Here is a 20691-nt window from a genome sequence, read left to right as displayed (position 1 = left end):
AACCACCTCAACCCCGCGCGGGTTTTCCGCACCCAACCAACAACCCCCAGCCCGCGCGGGGTTGATCCAGGGGCCCAACAACCCCAACCCGTCCGGGTTTGTGCACCCGACCGGCGACCTCCGGCGCGCGCTTTCCTTTCGGCCTACCGCCCGGCGGCCCGCAGCGACCTGACCGATCCCGGCTCACCACACGCGAAGGCGCACGCCTTCCTGGACCCGACAGGGAACCCCTCACACAAAAGCCCCCGAACGAGTCGGGGGCTCTTGCCGGGGTGGGTCACTTCGAGAGGTCGAGCGCCCCTACCCGGATGCTTTTGCACAGGTCCGCCCATGTCGTCCGCTGAAGACGAAGCGATGGGCCGCCCGGGTCAGTGCTGTCCCGAACTCCGATGGACCTGGTGAGATCGGCCAGCTCGACACAGCTTCCGTTCTCGTTGCTGTGACTGCTCTTCCGCCACCTGGCGCGGGATAGTTCCGACTGCGGCACCCCGCACCTCCTTCTGCGTTACGTCAGTTGCTCTGCCGTCTCCACGAGTAGGGCACGCGACTCGTCCGGGTCGAGTGACTTCGCGATGAGATGGTTGAACATCAGTGTATAGCGTTCGACCTCGGCGTCGGTTTCCAGGTAGAGAGCGCTGGTCTTGCTCTCCAGGTAGACGACACCGGGGGTAGGGCTGTCCGGAAAGCTCAGCATCTCGAACGAACCGTCCATTGCCGTGTGCGCTCCGGCCCGGAACGGGAGCACTTGGACGTTGACGTTGGGCTCTTCGGCCATTTTTGCGACGTGCAGCAGTTGTTCGCGCATCACCACGGGTCCCCCGACGGCTCGCCGGATCACTGCTTCGTTCAGAACGATCCAGTAATCCGGCGGATTCTCGCCGGTCAGGCGTTGCTGGCGTTCGGCACGGAGTGCGATGGCCTGCTCGACGTGGTCCGGTGGCCCGACGACCGGAGCGGCCTGGATGAAGGCCCGGTGGTAGCCGGGCGTCTGGACAAGGCCGTGGAACAGCTCGGCCTCGTAGACCTGGATCTTGGTCGCGTCCGACTCCAGCCCCAGGTAGGTCTCGAACCACGGCGGTACGACGTCCTTGCTGAACGCCTCCCACCATCCCTTCTTCCGGGCTTCCCGGGTCAGCTTGAGCATGGCTTCGCGCTGTTCGGGCGGCACTTCGTAGATCTCTAGAAGGATCTTCAGGTCGGCCGGGCGAATGCGCCGTTCGCCGCGCTCCCATCGGCTGAGCGTGGACGGGCTCCAGTCGCCACCGGACAGCTCGATGACCTGGTCGATGGTCAGGCGGCGCTCAGCGCGCAACTTTCGCAGCGCGTAGCTCACGCGCCGTCCCCGGACGGTCGGGTTCGGACGAACAGGCATGTTTCCCACCTCTCTGGCAACTTTGCCAGCGGCAATATTGCCAGACGCCATTACCACGTGTCATGCTCGCCAACAGCATGTCATCCCATCACGGTCAGCTACGGCGGGATCGCGAATCTCGGGCGGGCAAACGACATCGGCGGTGATCTCTATGTCTCAGCAGCAGATTCCCGAACACCTTCGCCCGGCGCGGGCGCACCCGGTGGACGATCTGCGGGTGCGGTGGCGGCAGGGCGGGGACCTCTACTCGACGGGTCGGCGGCTGAGCGCGCTGATGCGGCTGATGGGCGATCTGCGGCTGGTGAGCGTGGGGTCGTCGCTGCACATCTCGGGGGCCGGGGAGGCGGTGTTGCTGGTACCGCGCCCGCCGGATAAGCCGCTGGCCGTGCTGTGCGGGGGCTGCGGAGACGGATGGGTTTTCCAGTGGGGCAGCGGGCGGACCGGGTGGGTGCAGGACTCCATGGCCGTGGCGGTCGAGATCCGGGCGGCGTTGTCGTGAGGGGCTGCGGGGGCGGCGACGTGGTGTCGGCGCGGATCGTCTACAGCACTCCGGACGGCCCGCCGGATGTGCGGGAGGCTCGGGCGTTCGTGCGTGACTGCGCCGTGGCCTGTCTGGGCGACGGATCGTCTCTGGTGGACGACGTGGCGCTGATGGCGTCCGAGGTGCTGACGAACGCGGTGCGCTACTCGGCGTCGGGACGGGCGCACGGCACGATCGGGGTGCTGGTGCGCGCCTCGGTCAAGCGGCTGCGGGTGGACGTGCGCGACGACGGTTTCGCCGCGACGGTTCCCACGGTCGGCGCGGGAGGCCTGGACGCGCAGGGCGGACGGGGCCTGCTGCTGGTGGCGGCGTTGGCGGACGACTGGGGTGTGCAGATCGGCCCTGGCTCGCAGCGCGCGGTGACGGTGTGGTTCGAGGTGGCGGCAACCTCCGGCTAGCGGACGACCGGGCGCTTCCCCTTGCGCTTGATCTTGATCTCTCGCATGTCGGTCACCGCGATCCGCAACACCTCGTGCGGGAAGCCGTACGACTCCAGCGCCGCCAGTGCCTTCAGCCCGGCGGTGTCCTCGTCGTCGTCAGGCTCGGCCGGGATCTGGACCCGGAAGCTGAAGACCGCCAGTGTGGCGTCGGCCGCGAACGCCCCGGCCTCGGTGAAGGCGATCTGGAAGGCGTCGGCGTCACCGCGCAGCGCGGCGCGCTGCGGGTCGGTGAGGTCGCCGAACTTGCCGCGGATCGTCACGCGGAAGGCGGGGGCGGGAGCAGGGGCGGGCGTGGTCATTCGAGCTCCTTGGGTGCGTAGGTGAGGACGCGTTCGCCTAGCAGGTCCTCGATCACGTCTAGCAAGGCGAGCACCGTCTCGGCGATCGAATTAGGCGCCTGCCCCGCCTGCGTGCGCGCTCCGATCTCGCTCAGCACGCGGGCGTGCAGCCAGCCGATCTGGCTCGCGACCAGGGCGGGCAGCGGGTCGTCGTCGGCCGCGCCCGTCTCCTCCCGCAGCAGCGCCGCCAAGGCGTCGTCCATCTGCCGGGCCAGGTCCTCAAGGCGGGCCGTGAGGGTGGGGGCGGCCCGCACCATCTCCAGGAAACGGCCGAAGTCCTCGGTCAGGCCCAGCGCGCGTTCGCGGCGGCGCAACTCCTCGCGCAGGCGGCGCAGCACGGCGGCGGCGGCCGGCTCCCCCGGCGCGCGCTCGCGCACGATCCCGGCCAGCCGATCCGCCGACGCCTCGTCCGGCGGCAGTACCAGGTCTTCTTTGGCCGCGAAGTAGTTGTACAGCGTGTTGACCGAGACCTCGGCCGCCGCCGCGATCTCGGCCATGGTGACCTGCTCGAAGCCGCGCGCCACGAACAGGGCGGTCGCCGTCTCCGCGATGTGCGCCCGCGTCCGGCGCTTCTTCAACTCCCGCAGTCCCTCGGCCATGCCCGTATCCTAACCGCATTCCAAAGTTGTAATGGATTGCAAGTTTGCAACGCGTTGTGGTTTCCTCTCGGCATGGCCGTCATCACCGTCCGGGGCCTGACCCGGACCTTCACCCTCAAGAGCGGTCCCGTGCACGCCGTGCGGGGCCTCGACCTGACCGTCGCCGACGGCGAGATCCTCGGCTTCCTCGGCCCGAACGGGGCCGGGAAGACCACCACTCTGCGCATGTTGACCACGCTGCTGCCGCCGTCCGGCGGCGAGGCCGAGGTCGCCGGGCACGACCTGCTCGCCGACCCGGCGGGCGTGCGCCGCCGCATCGGGTACGTCGCGCAATCCGGCGGCCTGGACCCGGCCTGCCCGGTCCGCGAGGAGTTGGTCACGCAGGGGCGGCTGCACCGGCTGTCCCCGGCCGACGCCCGGGAGCGCGCCGCCGAGCTGGCCGCCGACCTCGGCCTCACCGAGTTCCTGGACCGGCCGACCGGCGCGCTGTCGGGCGGCTGGCGGCGGCGTGTCGAGATCGCGCTCGGCCTCGTCAACCGGCCCGCCGTGCTGTTCCTGGACGAGCCCACCACCGGCCTGGACCCCGGCGGCCGCGCCGAGTTGTGGGACCTGGTGCGGCGGGTGCGCGCCGACCACGGCACCACCGTCTTCCTCACCACCCACTACCTGGACGAGGCCGAGACCCTGTCCGACCGGATCGTCGTCGTGGACGCCGGGGCGGTGGCCGCCGAGGGCACCCCCGCCGACCTGAAGGCCCGGTACGGCGGCCCCACCCTGCAGGACGCCTTCCTGGCGATCACCGGCCGCGCGCCCGTCGCGGTCTGACCGAGGAGTTCCCCTTGCCCACTCTGCTCACCGACACCGGCGTGGTCTTCGGCCGGTGCCTGCGCTCAACGTTGCGCTCCAAAACCAGCCTGCTGTTCGGGATGTTGCAACCGCTGCTGTTCCTGGGCCTGTTCGGGCCGCTGCTGACGCGGCTCGACCTGGGCTCGTCCGGGTCGTCCTGGCAGCTCTTCGTGCCGGGCGTGCTGGTCCAGCTCGCGCTGCTGGGCGGCTCGTACGTCGGGCTCGGCCTGCTGATGGAGCGCCACACCGGCGTCATCGACCGGATGCGCGCCACCCCCGTCCACCCGGCGGCGCTGCTGCTGGGCCGCACGCTGCGCGACGTGGTGCAGCTCGTCGTCCAGTCGGTGCTGCTGGTGCTGCTCGGCGTCGTGCTCGGATTGCGCGCCCCGGTCGCCGGGGTGCTGCTCGGGCTGGCCCTGGTGGCGGTGCTGGCGGCGGCGCTGTCGGCGCTGTCGTACGGGCTGGCGATGCAGGTGCGGACGACGCCGGAGTTCGCAGCGCTCGCCAACACCGCCGTCATGCCGCTGATGTTGTTGTCCGGGCTGCTGCTGCCGATGACGCTGGCCCCGGGCTGGCTGGACGGGGCCTCGCGCGTGGTGCCGTTCCGCTACACCGTGGACGCGGTGCGGCAGGTCTTCCTGGGCCACTACGCCACCGGGACGGTCGCGGTCGGCGCGGCGGTCACCGTCGCGCTCGCGGCGCTGTGCCTGTGGGCCTCGACGCGGCTTTTCCGCAGCTAGCCCCACTCTCACCTGGGGAAAAGAAATTCCTGTGCCAAAGTGTCGATCCGTACGCCCGTCGTTCGACGCGTAGGCAGAGGGGCCGGACCGACCGGCGCCCAGGCGAGAGGACCTCCCATGCGTTTCATGATGATGACCACCGGCGGCGCCGACACCCCGCTGACGCCGGTCGCGCAGGCCGAGATGGGCGCGTTCATCGAGGAGATGAGCAAGTCCGGCGTGCTGCTGGCCACCGGCGGCCTGGACCCGCGCGGCACGCACCTGCGCGCCGAGGGCGGCAAGGTCACCGTCACCGACGGCCCCTACAGCGAGGCCAAGGAGGTCGTGGTCGGGTTCGCGCTGATCGAGGTGCGGACCAAGGAGGAGGCGATCGAGGTGTCCCGGCGCTTCTGGAAGATCGTCGGCGACGGCGAGGGCGTCATCCAGCAGGTCTTCGGCCCCGAGGACATGCCCGGCCAGTGACGGGGGTTTGCGCCGCGCCCGCCTCCGGTGCTCTGATCTGCGGCATGACGAGTGCGCAGCCGGCCGACGCCGTCACCACCGCGGTCTCCACCGCGTGGCGGCTGGAGTCGGCCCGGATCATCGCGGGCGTGGCGCGGCTGGTCCGCGACGTCGGGCTGGCCGAGGAGCTGGCGCAGGACGCGCTGGTGGCGGCCCTGGAGCAATGGCCGGAGGCGGGCGTGCCGGACAACCCGGCCGCCTGGATCACCGCCGTCGCCAAGCGCCGCGCGGTGGACCGCATCCGGCGCGAGCAGAACTACGCCGGGAAGCTGGCCGAGATCGGCCACCGCATGGAGACCGCCGACGACACCGCCTTCGACGCCGTCCTGGACGACCGCATCGAGGACGACGTGTTGCGGCTGGTCTTCACCGCCTGCCACCCGGTGCTGCCCACCCCGGCGCGGGTCGCGCTGACGTTGCGGATGCTGGGCGGCCTCACCACCGACGAGATCGCGCGCGCGTTCCTGGTGCCCGAGGCGACGGTGGCGCAGCGCGTCGTGCGGGCCAAGAAGACCCTCGCCGACGCGAACGTCCCGTTCGAGGTGCCGCAGGGCGCCGATCGCGAGGCCCGGTTGTCGTCGGTGCTGGAGGTCGTCTACCTGATCTTCAACGAGGGGTACGCGGCCACCGCCGGCGACCAGTGGTTGCGCGTGGACCTGGCGCTGGAGGCGCTGCGGCTCGGCCGGTTGCTGGCGGGGCTCGCGCCGGGCGAGCCGGAGGTGCACGGCCTGGTGGCGCTGATGGAGATCCAGGCGTCCCGCTCGCGCGCCCGCGTCGGCCCGGACGGCGAGCCGATCCCGCTGCTGGAGCAGAACCGGGGCCGCTGGGACCGGCTGCTGATCGAGCGCGGCTTCGCGGCGCTGCTGCGCGCCCGCGAGCCGGGCCGCCCGCCCGGCCCCTACGTGCTCCAGGCCGCGATCGCCGCCTGCCACGCGCGGGCGGCGTCCGCCGAGGAGACCGACTGGGCACAGATCGTCGCGCTGTACGGCCTGCTGGCGCGGTGCGCGCCGTCCCCCGTCGTGGAGCTGAACCGCGCGGTCGCGGTCGGCATGGCCGAGGGCCCGGAGAAGGGCCTGGCGATCGTGGACGGGCTCGCCGGGGAGAAGGCCCTGAAGGACTACCACCTGCTGCCGGGCGTGCGCGGCGACCTGCTGGAACGGCTCGGCCGCCGGGACGAGGCGCGCGCCGAGTTCGAGCGCGCCGCGTCCCTCACCCGCAACACCGCCGAGCGGCGGGCGCTGCGCAAGAGGGCCGACAGGCTGGGGTGACGCGCCCGGAAACGTGGGTCGGGATGAGCACGGAGGCGCGCGGGGTTTTAGATTGCCGGTATGAGCTTGCGCGCGGTGACCACGATGACGCCCGCCAACTGGATCGAATCGGCGATCACGACGTTCGACTCCACGGTGACGTCGCTGGTGCCGCGCGGCTTCGACGCGTACGCGCGCGTCCTGCACCCGGCGTCCGCGCCCGACGACCGGCCGGTGCCCTGGGCGGAGATCGCGGCGTGGGCGGGCCGGGAGCTGACGCCCACCAGCCGGTTCCGTGAGGTGTCGCGGCCCGAGCCCGACACCGTGACCGGCCCCGCGCCCTGGGACGGCGACCCCTCCGGGGGCGAGCTGCCCCCGCGGACCCTGCGCGCCCTGCTGGACGTGCTGGCCGCGCACACCGCCACGACGGCGACGTGCTGGTTCTGCCTGTGGGACGGCTACGGCTGGATCGACGGCGCGGGCGTGGTGGTGTTCGCGTCGGCGAAGGCGGGGGCCCCGCCGGCGCTCCCGGCCCGGATGCCCGCCGCGTTCACCCCGGAGGTGCTGGACGGGCCGCGCGTCCGCCTGCCGCACCGCGACTACCTGCTGCTGACCGGGCCGCTGGCGGCGGCGGCCGACATCGGGCACCGGGTGTTCGGCTCGTTCTTCCCGCAGTCGCCGAACCTGTGGTGGCCCGGCGACCGGGCCTGGTGCACGGCGACCGAGATCGACCTCGACTCCACCTACGTGGGCGGCTCGTCCGCGCTGGTCGCGGCGCTGCTGGACGATCCGCGCCTGGAGGCGCTGCCCGTCGGCGCGGGCGACCCGATCGGCTGATCCGGACGGCGCACGGCCCGGGCGGGGGTGTGGGAGGAACCCGCCCGGGCCGTGTCCTTGAGGGAGGTCGGATCAGCAGTTGCCCTTGGCGGGCTTGCCCTCGAAGCGCTCGCCGAGGAAGTTGGTCACGTCACCGGCCGCGCCCCAGTCGGTCGACAGGTGCTCGGTCGGGTAGGTGTTCTTCCAGGTGGTGTTGATGCCGGCCTTGCAGTAGGCGGCGCGGGTGGCGTCCTCGGTCTCGTGCGGGATGATCTCCTCCAGCCAGCCGCGGTACTGGAAGACCGGGAAGCCGATCTTGTACTGGGCGGCGGAGGCCGGGGTGCCGATGTTCACGCCGAGCTTCTGCCGGTCCACGACCTCGCCCCACGTCACGCCGTTGGGGCCCTTGAGCGCGTAGATCTGCTCCAGGGTCAGCTTGTCCTTGGAGAAGTTCTCGACCCGCGCGCCGAGGAACACCGCGAGCGTGCCGTACAGGCAGTTGCTCCTGACGTCGGCCACGGCCTTCTTGCCCTGGTCGTTCATCAGCTCGTTGAACGGCATCTCGGGGTAGGCGGCGCTCAGGCCGACCAGCGCGTCGGCCAGGAACCCGGCGAACGCGCTGCCGTTCAGCGCCTTGGCGGTGATCTTCAGGTCGCCGGGCACGCCGCCGGCGGCCGCGCCGACCACGTTCAGCTCCGGCGCGTAGGAGGCGGCGAGCTGCGCGCCCCACAGGGAGGCCGCGCCGCCCTCGGAGTAGCCGGAGATGCCCACCTTGCCGTCGGCCTGGAGGGAGCCGCCCGGGACCTGCCGGGAGGTGCGCACGATGTCGAGCAGCGCGTGCCCGGCGTTGGCCCCGACCATGTAGGTGTGGACCTGGCCCTGGAGGTAGCCGACGCCGTCGGTGGCGGCGACCGCGTACCCGGCCTTGAGGAACAGCCCGACGTTGCCGCCCTCGTACATGTCCACGAACTGGCCCGCGAGCTGCTTGGAGAAGGCGCACTGCGGGCCGGAGCCGAGCGTGCCGGGGTTGAACGCGACGGTGGGCCGCGAGCCGCCCTTGGTCCAGGGCGCGGTGGGGATCGCGACGGTGCCGGTCACCACGTTCTTGGCGCCCTTGGCGTCGGTGGAGACGTAGCGGACCTTCCACGCCTTCATCGGGATGTCGCCGGGGACGTTGGACAGCTTGACCTCGCGGCAGCTCAGCAGCTCGCCCGGGTTCCCGGTGACGGCCGTGGGCGCGGCGTAGATGTCGCCGTCGCTGGCGGTGCACCCCTGGGGCGCCGCCGCCGACGCCTGCGGCACCGCGGCCACGGCGGGCGCGACGAGCGCGGCCCCGGCGGCCAGCGTGGAGAGCAGAGCACGAACTTTCATCGCCACTCCTGGGGTGGGGGAGAAAGTGAACGCTGACGACTTTCACCCACCTCAAGGGCGGACAGAATGCACTCCGCCCACACAAGCGCGGCCGCTTTTAGCAACTCGGTCACAAGCCGGGGACGACGCCCGTGGTGGGGCGGGGATCACCGCCGTCCCCGCCCCGCCGGCCGGATCGCCGCCCGTCTCAGCGCACTGTGCGGAAGAACGCCCGCACGTCCTCGGTCAGCAGGTCGGGCACCTCCATGGCCGCGAAGTGCCCGCCCCGGTCGAACTCGGTCCAGCGCGTGATGGTGTTGGCGTGCTCGGCGTACCGCCGGATCGCGACGTCGTCGGCGAACACCGCGACGCCCGTCGGCGTCGCCGCGCGCTCGTGCGGCCAGTCGCCGCCGTGCATGCTCTCCCAGTACAGGTGCGCCGAGGAGCCGATCGTGCCGGTGATCCAGTAGAGCATCACGTTGGTGAGCATCTGGTCGCGGTCGATCGCCTTCTCCGGCAGCTCGGCGGTCGGGAAGGTCCACTCCTTGAACTTCTCGGCGATCCAGGCGAGCTGGCCCACCGGGGAGTCGTTGAGGCCGTAGCCCAGCGTCTGCGGCCGGGTCGCCATGATCTGGAAGTAGCCGTTGCCGTCGTCCATGTAGTCGCGGAGCCGGGCCAGGCTGCCCCGCTCGAACTCGCTGAGCGACGCCGCCTCCTCCTCGCCCACCTCGCCGAACGGGATGAAGCCGACGCTCGCGGCGTTGACGTGCACGCCGACGACCTTCCCCTCGGCGACCCGGCCCATCTCGGGGGCCACGAACGCGCCGAAGTCGCCGCCCTGCACGCCGTACCGCCCGTAGCCGAGGCGGTCCATCAGCCCGGTGAACGCCCGCGCGACGCGCCCGGTCGTCCAGCCCGGCTCGGTCACCGGGCCCGAGAGGCCGAAGCCGGGCAGCGACGGGATGACGAGGTGGAAGGCGTCGGCCGGGTCCTCGGGGTCGGTCAGCGGGCCGATCATCTTGAGGAACTCGACGATCGACCCCGGCCAGCCGTGCGACAGCAGCAGGGGCAGCGCGTCCTCGTGCCGGGAGCGGACGTGCAGGAAGTGGACGTTCTGGCCGTCGATCTCGGTGACGAACTGCGGCAGTTCGTTGAGCGCGGCCTCGTGCGCGCGCCAGTCGTAGCCGGTGCGCCAGTACTCGGCCAGCTCCCGCAGGTAGTCGGCGGGGATGCCGCGCTCCCAGCCGGTGCCGGGGATCTGAGGGTTCCAGCGCGTCGCCGCGATCCGGCGGTGCAGATCGTCGAGGTCGGCCTGGGGGACGTGGAGGCGGAAGGGACGGATCTCGCTGGTCGTTCCGGTCATCGAGCACTCCTCGAAGTCGTTCCGACGTGTCTCCAGAATAGCAGAACGGAATGATTCGTTCCAGTGTTCTGGTTCAGGTAGCGGCGTGGACCGGCGGCACGCGGTGCGCCCAGGGCAGGGCCTCCTCCAGCCGGGCGGCCATGCGGAAGAGCAGGTCGTCCCGCCCGTACGGGGCGACGAACTGCACGCCCACCGGGAGGCCGTCCGCCGTCTGCCCGAGCGGGAGGCTCATCGCGGGCTGGCCCGTCGCGTTGAACAACATCGTGAACGGCCCGAACGTGAAGAGGCCCTCCAGCCACCCCGTCGCCGTCTGCTCGGAATCGTCGTAGCGGAACGTCCCATGCGGCTGGGGCGGCAGCGCGAGCGTCGGTGTGACCAGCAGGTCGTGGCCGGTGAAGAAGGCCCCGACGGCGCGTGACAGCTCGTTCTGCACGCCGAAGCCGACCACCAGGTCCAGGGCGCTGCGCCCCCGCACCTCCTCCACGACCGTCCGCGACACCGCCTCCATCCGGGACGGCGTCTCCGGCGGCCCGAACAGCAGGAACGGTGCGGCCACGTCCACCAGCTGCGTCCGGGCCGCCGCCACGATCGCCTCGCCCGAGACGTCCGGGCTCGCCTCGACCACGTGGTGCCCCATCTCCTCCAGCAGGCGCGCGACCCGCCCGACGACGGCCGCGACCTCCGCGTCCACCGGCACGCCCGACCAGGCGCGCGTGGTGACGGCGATCCGCAGAGCGCCCGGGTCGGCGGCCGGTTCGGACGCGTACGGGCGCAGCGGCGGCGGCGCGGTGTACTTGTCGCCGACGCCCGCGCCTTGCACGAGATCCAGCAGGAGCGCCGCGTCCCGGACGCTCCGGGTCAGCGCGAACTCGTAGACCATCCCGAACCCGTGCTCCCCCGCCCCTGGCCCGTACGGCACGCGCCCCCGGCTCGGCTTGAGCCCGACCAGCCCGCACGCCGACGCCGGGACGCGCAACGACCCGGCCCCATCCCCGCCGTGCGCGACCGGCACGGCCCCCGCCGCCACCAGCGTCGCCGCCCCACCGCTCGACCCGCCGGGCCCGCGCTCCAGGTCCCAGGGGTTGCGGGTGACGCCGTAGCGGGCGGACTCGGTGGCGAAGGAGATGCCCATCTCCGGCATCGTGGTGACGCCGAGGGTGGCGAGCCCGGCGGCGCGGAAGCGGCGCATCAGGTCGGTGTCGCCCGGCGCGACGACGCCCTCGATCGCGCGGCTGCCCGCGTGGAACGGCACCCCTTCGGCGACCGGCCCGCTGTCCTTGATGAGGAACGGCACCCCGCCGAGGGGCCCGTCGCCGTCATGCGCGAGCGGCTGCGGGAACGGCGGCCCGGTCAACCCGTTGAGCTGCGGGTTCACCTTCTCCAGCGCCCGCCGTGCGGCGTCCTGCGCCTCGGCGGCGGTCACCTCGCCCTTGACGATCAACCCGCGCAGGCCGGTAGCGTCGTGGTGCGCGTACTCGTGCGGTTCCATGTGCGCCCCCAGGGCGGGACCCGTGCCGAGCAGCGCCCGCCGCAGGCCGCCCTCTTCCGTCCACGGGTCGTCCGAAGCCGAGTGTCGGACGACCCCGCGCCCACGTCCACCGGATTTCGACCTGGAGACCTTGCATGAGCACCCGTTCCCACGTGGTGACCGGCGGCGGCCGGGGCATCGGCCGCGCGGTCGTCGAACGCCTCGCCCGGACCGGCCACGTCGTCGCCCTCGAACGGGACCCCGCCGCCCTGGAGTGGGCCGACGGCCACCCCGACGTGACCGCCGTGGTGGGCGACGCCACCGACGAGGCCGCCGCCGAGCACGCCGCCGACCTCGCCGAGCGGGTCGCGCCGCTGGCCGGATGGGTGAACAACGCGGCGGTGTTCCGGGACCTGTCGCTGCACACCTCCTCGGCGCAAGAGGTGCTGGCGCTGGTGGACGTGAACCTCGGCGCGCCACTCACCGGCTGTGCCACCGCCGTGCGCCGGTTCCTGGCGGCGGGCACGCCGGGCGCGATCGTGAACGTCACCTCCCACCAGGCGCAGCGGGCGGTGCCGGGCTGCACGCCGTACGTGACGGCCAAGGCCGCGATCGAGGGGCTGACGCGCGCGCTGGCCGTGGAGTACGGGCCGCGCGGCGTCCGGGTGAACGCCGTCGCGCCGGGCTCGGTCCGCACCGAGCGCTACGAGGACTTCCTGACGCGGCTGGGCCCGGTGGAGGCCGCCCGCGTCGAGGACGAGATGGGACGACTGCACCCCCTCGGCCGGGTCGCGCTGGCCGAGGAGGTCGCCGCCGCGGTCGTGCACCTGCTGTCGGACGACGCGTCGTTCATCAACGGCGCGACCGTGCCGGTGGACGGCGGCCGGTCCGTCCTGGCCCGTGACCCCGAGGCCCACGAGGGCTGACCCGCCGCCGGTGGCCACTTGCGGTCACCGTCGGTCACCTCGGCAGGCGCGCGGCGGGCCCGTATCAGGCGCGCGGCAGGTGTGCGGCGCGCTCGTGTCGGGCGCGCGGCAGGCGTGGCAGGTGCGGCAGGTGCGGCAGGTGCGCGGCGGGCCCGTGTCAGGCGCGCGTCAGGTACGCGTGCAGGCGGCGCGCTTCCGCCAGCATGTTCGCCGTCCCCTTCCGCCCCGCCAGCTCCGCCACCGCGGGTAACGCCCCGCGCGCCTCGCTCCACCGCGCCGTCCGCGCGCCGAGGGCGACGAGCCGGGCGAACGCCGCGACCGGCCGCTCCCCCGGCTCCGGCGTCAGGTCCGCCAGCATCGCCGCGACCGTCTCCCACACCTGGCCGTGCGCGCCACGGCGGGCGAGGCGTTCCAGGGCCGTCACCACGCGCGCCAGGCCGATCCCGCCGTCCCGCACGCGGCGGGCCAGCGCGTGCCCGAGCGCTCCGGCGGGCAGGTCGCCCCGCGCCGCCATGATCTCCAGCGCGTCCTGGCCGCGCTGGTCGCCGCCCAGCTCGGCGGCCGCGTACCAGGCCAGCGCCTCGTCCCACGCCCCGCGCCTGATCCCGCGCCTGGTCCCGCCCCGCTCCCCGCCTCCGGCCAGCAGGTCGCACAGCAGGACCGGATCGGTGCGGTCGGCGGGGCCGGGGTCGTCGGGGTGGGTGATCAGGTAGGCGGCGGCCACCTCCGGATGGGACGGCAGCGCGTACGGCCAGAGGTGCCGGTTGGGGCTCGGCCGCTCCGGCCGGGGCCGCTGCGGCGTGCGGAACACCTCGTCGATCAGGGTGAGGCCGGTCCGCCGGGCCCGCAGCGTGAAGCCGGGCCGCCCGCGCTTGGCGAACGACGCCTCGACGGCGACCTCCGGCGGATCGGCCAGCCACCGGGCGACGACCTGCGCCGCCGACAGGGACAGGGCCCTGGCCCGCCGGGCGGCCTGGACGTCGCCCTCGGCGGGCAGGCGCAGCAGCGCCTGTTGCAGGTCGGCGGGATAGGGCTCGACGCCCGCGTCCTGGTGCGCGGCCAGCCGTCCCATCAGGACGGTCGGGTCGAGCCGCCCGGTGGGCTCGGTCGGCGTGGCCAGCAGCACCGGCGGGACGAAGCCGGTGTCCAGCCCCCGTTGCAGCTCGGCGCACCGGTGCAGCCACAGCAGGTCGATCGGCGACGCCCGCCGCTCGCCGGGCATCCGGTCGAGGAACGTGCTGCCGGGCGGGACGTCGAAGGGCGAGACGGGCGGCCGGGCGGGCCCGATGTCGTGGCCAAGCAGCCGCCGGGACGCCGCGAGCAGCCACTCCCGCTCGGTCGGCCACACCGCCAGGTCGTCGGCCCACCAGCCCAGGCCGGTCCGGAACACCGGCTCCAGCACGGCCGCGAAACCGTCCCGGTCGTCGTGCGCCAGCCGCACGAAACCTGCCATGAGCTGCTCGGCCATCGACCACGACGGCTGCTCCAGCGTGATCAGGTGCGCGAACCCGGCGGCCGTGGCGATCGACGGGTAGAGCGGGACCGGCTCGGCGGCCACCACCCTGGGCAGGTCCGGCGCCGGCCGCTCCTCCTCGGCCACCTCGCCGCCGAACCGCTCCGCGAGCTGCGCGCCCAGCTCCGCCGGGAGCAGCGGGACGGCCTCCCGCAGCCCGCGCTCGGCCGCCGCCCCGACGTCCGGCGGCAGCTTGAGCGCGACCCGGACGGCCTGCCGCTGCACGACCGGCGAGGTGTGCCCGAACGCCCGCGCCAGGAGCACCGCGCACTCGGCGGCCCGTTCCGGGTGCCGCCTGACGGTCTGGTCCAGCCAGCTCAGCCCCGCCCTGACCAGGCCCGCTTCCCGCCGCGACAACGCCGCTTCCAGCGCCGCCACGACCTGCGCCGCCTCCAGGTCGCCGTGCCGCCGGAGCAGGTCGAGCGCGTGCGCGGCGACCTGGCCCGACGCCGAGGGGAGCATCCGCAGGTAGTCGTGCGCGTGCCGGGGCACGTCCGCGTCGGTCTCCAGCCGTTGGTGCAGCTTGAGGAAGAACCACGGCTCGGTCGCGGAACCGCCGCCCCGCAGCAGCCGCCGCACGCAGCCGTCGAGCAGCGCCGCCCGCTCGGCCGCGCCCTGCTCCACCATGTCGGACAACGCGTCCAGCCAGCCTTCCCGCAGGTAGAGCCAGTGGCCGGTGCCGCCCGCCTCGAACAGGCGCGGCAGCAGGTGCGGCAGCAGCGGGTCGTCGGCGCGCCAGGGCCCCTCCGCCGACCACGCGATGACCAGCGGATCGTGCGCGGGCGGCTCGACGCCCGTCCGCCGCAGCAGCGCCAGCGCCAGGTCCCCGTCGCGGTGGTCGGGGCCGCGCAGGTTGCGCGTGACGCGCCGCGCCAGGTCGGCGAGCCATTCGGCGGGCCGGTCCTCCCACAGGTCGAGCAGCCGCCCGGCGTCGCGGTGCCGCCTGCGGGGCGGGTTGAGGTCGCGGCGGTTGAGCCAGGACGCGACGGCCGCCGATCCCGCGATCGTCCCCGCGCCCGCCGCCCGGAACGGCTCGACGTGCCGCTCGAAGGCGTCCCAGCGCTCCCGCCGGGCGCGCACCGCGCGCAGGTGGCCGGGCAGCGCGCGGGCGACCTCGCGGCGGCCCGCCTCGTCGAGCACGCGCACGGCCTCGGCCACCGGATCCGCCGCGCCGGCGTCGACGAGTGCTCGGATCTTTCCCCACCCCATGGCCCGGCCTCCCGACGGACGTCCGCAACGACGAGATCATGGTCACACGAAGTACCGACGAACTTCAGAAAGAGCACGCAACCCCCGGGCCGCCATCGGGATAGAGGGAGCGTCAACACCTTCGACGCGGAGGTACGCCCCATGAAGGGACACACCGGCCCATGGCCCTGGCAAGAGCGGTGAGCCATCCCCTGGAGGAGCTGGACGACGCCCGCGTCGTCGCCGCCTCCCTGGACGACCCCGAGGCGTTCGGGGAGCTGTTCCGGCGGCACGCGCCCCGGCTGCACGCCTACCTCAGGCGGCGACTCGGCCCGAGCCTCGCCGACGACGTGGTGGCCGAGACGTTCTCGATCGCGTTCCGGCAGCGGGCGCGGTTCGACGGCCGGGCCGAGTTCGGCGCGTGGTTGTGGGGCATCGCCAGCAACACCGTCGCCAAGCACCACCGGAGCGAGACCCGCATGTACCGGGCGTTCGCCCGCACCGGCGTGGACCCCGCCGAGGACGGCGTCGCCGACCTGGCCAGCGGCCGGGCGACGGCGGCCGCGCTCGGGCCCCGCCTCGCCAAGGCGCTGGCGTCGCTCGGCGCGGTCGACCGCAACGTCCTGCTGCTGCTCGCGTGGGGCGAGTTGTCCCAGGCCGAGATCGCGGCGGCCCTCGACCTGCCCGTCGGCACCGTCAAGTCCAAGATCCACCGGGCCCGGACCAGGCTCCGCAAGGCCCTTCCCCAGGAGAAGCACGATGGATGAGCTGGACGCCCTGCGGCAGGTGCGCACGACCCTGGCCCAGGAGGAGCACCCCGACCACATCGCCCTGCGCACCGGCTGGCGCCCCGGCGACGACGCCGCCCCGCGCCGCGCTCCCGGCCGCGCCCCGAACCGTCGCCGGTTCGCCCTGGCAGGCGTCGCGGCCGCGACCGCCGTCGCGGCGGGCGCCGTGGCCGTGGTGGCGCTGCCCTCCGACGGGCGGGCCCCCGCCCCGAGCCGGTCCGACGCCGGGGCCGACCTGCGGATCCTCGACCGCGGCGACGTCCTGCTCGTCGCCGCCGACAACGCGCAGAAGGCCACCGCCCAGGGCAAGTACTGGCTCACCCAACGCGTCACCGGCAACGTTTTCGCGATCGGCAAGCGCCGGGCCGACCACTACAAGGTCGAGTCCCGGATGCGCTACCGGACCTGGGTCGGCGTGGACGGCTATAACGCCACCGCCCATGACGAGCTGCCCGGCCGCCCGGTGACAGCCCGGGACGAGGCCCGGTGGCGGGCGGCGGGCTCGCCCACGGCGCTGAACAACGTGCCTGACGGTCTGGGGAGGATCGTGCTGTTCATGCCGGGATCCACCTTCGGCAGGACGCCGCCGTGGGGCGGCCGCGACCGCGACTGGACCTTCCACGGCCTGTCGCTCAAGCAGGTCGGGGCGCTGCCGACCGATCCGAAGGCGTTGGAGAACGTCCTGCTGGGTCTCAAGGGCGACTGGCGCGCCGCCGCTCCCTCCGATGGCAGGGACGCGCCGATACGCGCCCTGCGCACCGCCGAACGTGTCCGGGCGCTGAGCGAGGCGGCGGGCGAGCTGCTGTCGTACGCTCCCGCCCCGCCGAAGGTGCGCGCGGCGGCGTTCCGGATGATGGCCGGACTGCCCGGCATCAAGGTCGAGGGCCGCGGCGCCGACCCGCTGGGCCGCCCCGGCTCGGTGATCACCCTGCCGGTCACCTCGACCGTCCCGCTGGGCTTCACCACCGCCAACCAGCAGCTCGGCACCTACCGTCGCCAGTGGATCGTCGATCCGTCGCGCGGCCTGCTGCTGGCGATCCGCAACGTGGTCGCCGTCCCGCCGCACGGTTCCCGGAAGATGCCCCGGGGCGACGACGGCAGGCCCCGGCGGGTGACGGTCGCCGACACGCCCGACCGGTTCCACAAGCCGGGCGAGGTGGCCTCGTACGAGGTGTTCGAGAAGACCGAATGGACGAACGCCAAGCCGTACTAGACCCTCCGTTCCGCCCGGCCGTCATGGACCGCCGGGCGGCCGTCAGGAGTCGGGGGTCAGGTACTCCAGCGGCAGCGGCTGCGCCGGGGCGTCCGCCGCCGGCGTCTCGGCGCCGCCGCACAGGCCCTGCTCGACGTGCGCGCGCAGCGCGTTGTCGATCGGGTGGGCGATCGGCCGCCCGGCCGCGTCCAGCCGCTGGTACTTGGTGAGGTTCCAGCCCACCGCGATCTGGCGGGTGCCGTCGGCGCTGGTCAGGGCGCGGGTGCCCGCGCCGAAGACCGCGCCGTCGTGGCCCCAGAACGTTCCACACGGCAGGTCCATGGAGACCAGGCCGAGGCCGTAGCGGACGCCCCGGCCGCCCGGCGCGGGGACGGTGCGGCGCATCTCGGCGAGGCTCGCGGGCGTCACCAGGCCGCCGGTGAACAGGGCGCGGTAGAAGCGCGTCACGTCGTCGGTGGTGGACACCAGCGCCCCGGCCGTCCACGCGTACGACATGTCGAAGGTGCTGTAGTCGCGCGGCGGCCGGGCGCGCCGGTGCAGCGACTCGTACATGCCCGAGTGCGGCCCCTTGATCTCGGGGCCGGTCGGGAAGGCGGTGGCGCGCAGCCCGGCGCGGCGGATGACGTTGCGGGTGATGTAGTCCTCGGCGCGCTCGCCCGAGACCTTCTCCAGCAGCAGCCCGGCGATCAGGTCGTTGGTGCCGGAGTAGGACGGGCCGCTGTCGGGCGGGGTGACCAGCGGCGAGTTGACGGCCTCGGACACCAGCGTGCGCACCGGTTGGCGGCGGAGGCGGCCCTCGTCCAGGCTGCGCGGGGACCGCTCGGCCAGCGACGGGAAGGCGGTGGTGAGGTGGTCGGCGACGCCGCTGGTGTGGTTGAGCAACATCCGCACGGTGATCTGGCGGCCGCGCTCGCCGTAGATCACGTTGGGCAGGTGGGCGGCGATCGGGTCGTCCAGCCGGAGCCTGCCCCGCTCGACCTGCTGCATCAGCGCCGTCGCGGTGAAGGTGGCGGTGACCGCGCCGACGCGGTGCAGCATGCCGGGCGTGACCGGGCGGCGGGTGCGGGGGTCGGCGACGCCGGACGCGCCGTCCCACTCCTGGTCGCCGACGCGGGCGGTCGAGTACAGCCCGTACATGCCCGCCGCCCGCGTGGCGTTCAGCGTCGCGCGCAGCCGGGCGGCGTCGAGGACGGGCACCCGCTGCGGGACGGCCTCGAACGCGGGCGCGGGCTCCGGGCCGGCCTCGGGGTTCTGCGCGGAGGCGGCGGACGGCGCGAGGGCGAGCGAGGCGAGCAGCGCCGCCGCCGTCGCGAGGCGTCTGAACCGGCCCGCGCCCATCCCGCAACTCTCCCGCCGTGTTGATCCCGTCCGACCGCGCCGGACCCGACCTTCATTGTCCACGCCGGACGCCGGACGCGGCAGTCGTTCGGGCCGCCGCGCCCTGGGACGTTGATCACGCCCGCGGACCGCCGGAAGATCGGTTTCAGGGCTCTGACCTGCGAAGACAAACCGGCCCGGCGATATCCGCCGGGCCGGCGGTCACACGATTGTGACCTTGTCGATCAGCCGCCGTCACCTGCGGCGGGCGCTCACACCAGCAGGTCGGCCAGCGCGCGGCGGCTGCCGGGGCGGCGCAGCTTGCTCATCCCCTTCGCCTCGATCTGGCGGATGCGCTCCCGGGTGACGCCGAAGGCGCGGCCCACCTCGTCCAGCGTCTTCGGCTCGCCGGTGCCCAGGCCGAACCGCAGCGCGATCACGTCGGCCTCGCGCTCGGTCAGCGCCTGGTCCATCACGCGGTCCAGCTCGCCGCGCAGCAGGCCGGAGGCGACGGCGTCGGCGGGGTCGGGGGCGTCGGTGTCCTCGATGAGGTCGCCGAACTCGCCGCCGTCCCCGCCGTCGCCGATGCGGACGTGCAGCGACACCGGCTCGCGCGACTGGCCCATCAGCCGCTCGACCTTCTGCGGCGTGAGGTCGAGCGCGGCGGCCAGCTCGGCGGTCTCCGGCTCGCGGCCGAGGTCGGCCACCAGCTGCCGCCGGACGCGGTTCATGCGGTTGACGACCTCGGCGACGTGCGCGGGCAGCCGGATCGTGCGGCCCTGGTCCGACAGCGCCCGGGTCAGCGCCTGCTTGATCCACCAGACGGCGTAGGTGGAGAACTTCAGGCCCCGGCGGTGCTCGAACTTCTCCACCGCGCGGATCAGCCCGAGGTTGCCCTCCTGCACCAGGTCGGTCAGCGGCAGGCCGCGCCCGGCGTACCGCTTGGCCTGGGAGACCACCAGCCGCAGGTTGGCGCGGACCATGTGGTCCTTGGCGGCCGCGCCGTCGGCGGCGATCTCGGCGAGGTCGGCCCGGTCCTCGGCGCTGAGGCCGGCGCGCGTGTCCAGGCGTTCCCGCGCGAACAGCCCGGCCTCGATGCGCACGGCCAGGTCCACTTCCTGCTCGGCCGTCAGCAGAGGTGTACGGCCGATCCGGGCGAGGTAGTCCTTCATGGGGTCGGCGGACGGAGCGGCGGTCGGGGCGGCGGGGGTCGCGGCGCGCAGGTTCAGGGTTCCTCCTCGGTGGTGACGCGACCTAAACTTATGACGGACCCATCGATATGTCAAGAGTATTTTTAGGTCAGTTCTATGGCACACTGTGGCCATGGGCGAGACGAAGATGGGCCTGCGGGAGCTCAAGAAGGCGCAGACCAGGGAGAACATCTCCCACCAGGCCACCCGGCTGTTCCTGGGGCGCGGTTTCGACCGGGTGACGATCGCCGAGGTCGCGGCGGCCGCCCAGGTCGCCAAGATGACGGTGACCAACTACTTCCCGCGCAAGGAGGACCTGGCCCTCGACCTGCACGAGGTGTTCACGGCCTCGCTCGCGGCGACCGTGCGCGGGCGCGCGCCGGGCGAGTCGGCGCTGGCGGCGCTGCGCCGGGCGTTCCTGGCGTCGGTGGCGGCGCACGACGCGGTGATCGGGTTCTCCGGCGAGCCGTTCGCGCGCATGATCGTCGAGAGCCCGGCGCTGGTGGCGCGGTTGCGCGAGTTCCACGAGGAGCGCGAGGACGCGCTGGCCGCCGTCCTCGCCGAGGAGACCGGGGCCGGGCCGGACGAGATGACGCCCCGGTTCGCGGCGGCCCAGCTCGGCGGCGCGCACCGGGTGTTGTTCAACGAGGCGCTGCGCCGCACGCTGGACGGCCAGAGCCACGAGGAGATCGCCGCCGCCCTCGCCGAGGACGGGGCGGCGGCGTTCGACCTGCTGGAACCCGCGCTGGGCGGCTACGCCGTCAGGGCGTGACCGCCCGGCGCGGCCGCATCGGTGCCCGGGACACGACGCCCGGCCCCGCACCGCGAGCGCGACCGAAGGTCTGCCGTGGCGGGCCGAAGCCGAAGGCGGGGCCCGATGCGGCAGATCGCGAAGCGATGCAGCGCTCGCATGCTTTCCGGTCGGTTTGCGAGCC

The 20691-nt window shown here is 73.6% G+C and carries 21 protein-coding genes; 11 read left to right on the top strand and 10 right to left on the bottom strand.

Annotated features, from left to right (window positions below):
* Positions 1-277 precede the first annotated feature (277 nt).
* The gene (locus tag AH6_RS42850) at positions 278-487 is read right to left on the bottom strand and encodes a DUF397 domain-containing protein (protein WP_083983531.1); all 210 of its coding nucleotides are present in this window, start codon (positions 485-487) and stop codon (positions 278-280) included.
* Between the two features lie 18 nt (positions 488-505).
* Positions 506-1333: a helix-turn-helix domain-containing protein gene (locus AH6_RS28050; RefSeq protein WP_169807932.1), complete on the bottom strand. Its 828-nt coding sequence runs from the start codon at positions 1331-1333 to the stop codon at positions 506-508.
* A 190-nt stretch (positions 1334-1523) separates the two neighbouring features.
* Between AH6_RS28050 and AH6_RS28045 the strand changes: the two genes are divergently transcribed.
* On the top strand, positions 1524-1871 hold the full coding sequence (locus AH6_RS28045; protein ID WP_157431773.1) for a hypothetical protein: 348 nt from the start codon (positions 1524-1526) through the stop codon (positions 1869-1871).
* On the top strand, positions 1868-2311 hold the full coding sequence (locus tag AH6_RS42845) for an ATP-binding protein (RefSeq protein ID WP_169807931.1): 444 nt from the start codon (positions 1868-1870) through the stop codon (positions 2309-2311). Before AH6_RS28045 ends, AH6_RS42845 begins: the two co-directional genes overlap by 4 nt.
* Here AH6_RS42845 and AH6_RS28035 read toward each other — a convergent pair.
* Together AH6_RS28035 and AH6_RS28030 are read right to left on the bottom strand one after the other, a co-directional pair.
* Positions 2308-2652, bottom strand: a complete 345-nt coding sequence (locus tag AH6_RS28035; RefSeq protein WP_067485775.1) for a DUF6204 family protein — start codon at positions 2650-2652, stop codon at positions 2308-2310. The genes AH6_RS42845 and AH6_RS28035 overlap by 4 nt on opposite strands.
* Positions 2649-3290, bottom strand: a complete 642-nt coding sequence (locus AH6_RS28030; RefSeq protein ID WP_067485773.1) for a TetR/AcrR family transcriptional regulator — start codon at positions 3288-3290, stop codon at positions 2649-2651. The genes AH6_RS28035 and AH6_RS28030 overlap by 4 nt, the downstream gene beginning before the upstream one ends.
* A 72-nt stretch (positions 3291-3362) precedes the next feature.
* Between AH6_RS28030 and AH6_RS28025 the strand changes: the two genes are divergently transcribed.
* The 5 genes from AH6_RS28025 (at position 3363) to AH6_RS28005 (ending at position 7461) form a co-directional block, all read left to right on the top strand.
* A complete protein-coding gene (locus AH6_RS28025; protein ID WP_067485771.1) occupies positions 3363-4115 on the top strand; it encodes an ABC transporter ATP-binding protein in 753 nt (250 codons plus the stop codon).
* Between the two features lie 14 nt (positions 4116-4129).
* The gene (locus AH6_RS28020; RefSeq protein ID WP_067485769.1) at positions 4130-4876 is read left to right on the top strand and encodes an ABC transporter permease; all 747 of its coding nucleotides are present in this window, start codon (positions 4130-4132) and stop codon (positions 4874-4876) included.
* Between the two features lie 117 nt (positions 4877-4993).
* A complete protein-coding gene (locus tag AH6_RS28015; RefSeq protein WP_067485767.1) occupies positions 4994-5338 on the top strand; it encodes a YciI family protein in 345 nt (114 codons plus the stop codon).
* A gap of 44 nt (positions 5339-5382) precedes the next feature.
* Positions 5383-6645, top strand: a complete 1263-nt coding sequence (locus AH6_RS28010; protein WP_067485765.1) for an RNA polymerase sigma factor — start codon at positions 5383-5385, stop codon at positions 6643-6645.
* A 60-nt stretch (positions 6646-6705) separates the two neighbouring features.
* On the top strand, positions 6706-7461 hold the full coding sequence (locus tag AH6_RS28005; RefSeq protein ID WP_083983528.1) for a hypothetical protein: 756 nt from the start codon (positions 6706-6708) through the stop codon (positions 7459-7461).
* Positions 7462-7533: 72 nt separating this feature from the next.
* Here AH6_RS28005 and AH6_RS28000 read toward each other — a convergent pair whose 3' ends face one another.
* From AH6_RS28000 to AH6_RS27990, 3 genes are all read right to left on the bottom strand, one after another.
* Positions 7534-8811 carry a lipase family protein gene (locus tag AH6_RS28000; protein WP_067485761.1) on the bottom strand — a complete coding sequence of 426 codons (1278 nt, stop codon included), beginning with the start codon at positions 8809-8811 and terminating at the stop codon, positions 7534-7536.
* A 187-nt stretch (positions 8812-8998) separates the two neighbouring features.
* Positions 8999-10153, bottom strand: a complete 1155-nt coding sequence (locus tag AH6_RS27995) for an epoxide hydrolase family protein (RefSeq protein ID WP_067485759.1) — start codon at positions 10151-10153, stop codon at positions 8999-9001.
* Positions 10154-10226: 73 nt separating this feature from the next.
* On the bottom strand, positions 10227-11642 hold the full coding sequence (locus AH6_RS27990; RefSeq protein WP_067485757.1) for an amidase: 1416 nt from the start codon (positions 11640-11642) through the stop codon (positions 10227-10229).
* 134 nt (positions 11643-11776) lie between these two features.
* Between AH6_RS27990 and AH6_RS27985 the strand changes: the two genes are divergently transcribed.
* Positions 11777-12547 carry an SDR family NAD(P)-dependent oxidoreductase gene (locus AH6_RS27985; protein ID WP_067485755.1) on the top strand — a complete coding sequence of 257 codons (771 nt, stop codon included), beginning with the start codon at positions 11777-11779 and terminating at the stop codon, positions 12545-12547.
* Between the two features lie 157 nt (positions 12548-12704).
* Here AH6_RS27985 and AH6_RS27980 read toward each other — a convergent pair whose 3' ends face one another.
* Positions 12705-15269 (bottom strand): DUF7824 domain-containing protein, encoded by a 2565-nt coding sequence (locus AH6_RS27980; RefSeq protein ID WP_067485753.1) that lies wholly within the window; start codon positions 15267-15269, stop codon positions 12705-12707.
* Positions 15270-15430: 161 nt separating this feature from the next.
* Between AH6_RS27980 and AH6_RS27975 the strand changes: the two genes are divergently transcribed.
* Both AH6_RS27975 and AH6_RS27970 read left to right on the top strand, forming a co-directional pair.
* Positions 15431-16015 (top strand): RNA polymerase sigma factor, encoded by a 585-nt coding sequence (locus AH6_RS27975; RefSeq protein WP_067485751.1) that lies wholly within the window; start codon positions 15431-15433, stop codon positions 16013-16015.
* Positions 16008-17249 carry a CU044_5270 family protein gene (locus tag AH6_RS27970; protein ID WP_067485749.1) on the top strand — a complete coding sequence of 414 codons (1242 nt, stop codon included), beginning with the start codon at positions 16008-16010 and terminating at the stop codon, positions 17247-17249. The genes AH6_RS27975 and AH6_RS27970 overlap by 8 nt, the downstream gene beginning before the upstream one ends.
* Before the next feature lie 42 nt (positions 17250-17291).
* On the opposite strand, the gene AH6_RS27965 is transcribed toward AH6_RS27970, so the two are convergent.
* Both AH6_RS27965 and AH6_RS27960 read right to left on the bottom strand, forming a co-directional pair.
* The gene (locus AH6_RS27965; protein WP_067485747.1) at positions 17292-18587 is read right to left on the bottom strand and encodes a serine hydrolase domain-containing protein; all 1296 of its coding nucleotides are present in this window, start codon (positions 18585-18587) and stop codon (positions 17292-17294) included.
* 251 nt (positions 18588-18838) lie between these two features.
* Entirely contained in the window at positions 18839-19738 is a 900-nt protein-coding gene (locus AH6_RS27960) for a sigma-70 family RNA polymerase sigma factor (protein ID WP_067485745.1), read from the bottom strand.
* Between the two features lie 151 nt (positions 19739-19889).
* Between AH6_RS27960 and AH6_RS27955 the strand changes: the two genes are divergently transcribed.
* Positions 19890-20528 carry a TetR/AcrR family transcriptional regulator gene (locus AH6_RS27955; RefSeq protein ID WP_067485743.1) on the top strand — a complete coding sequence of 213 codons (639 nt, stop codon included), beginning with the start codon at positions 19890-19892 and terminating at the stop codon, positions 20526-20528.
* The last annotated feature ends 163 nt before the right edge of the window (positions 20529-20691 follow it).

The sequence above is a fragment of the Actinomadura hibisca NBRC 15177 genome (assembly GCF_001552635.1).
GTDB lineage: Bacteria > Actinomycetota > Actinomycetes > Streptosporangiales > Streptosporangiaceae > Spirillospora > Spirillospora hibisca.
The sequence above is the reverse complement of the archived record's forward strand: the minus strand, read 5'-3'. Positions and strand labels throughout refer to the sequence as shown.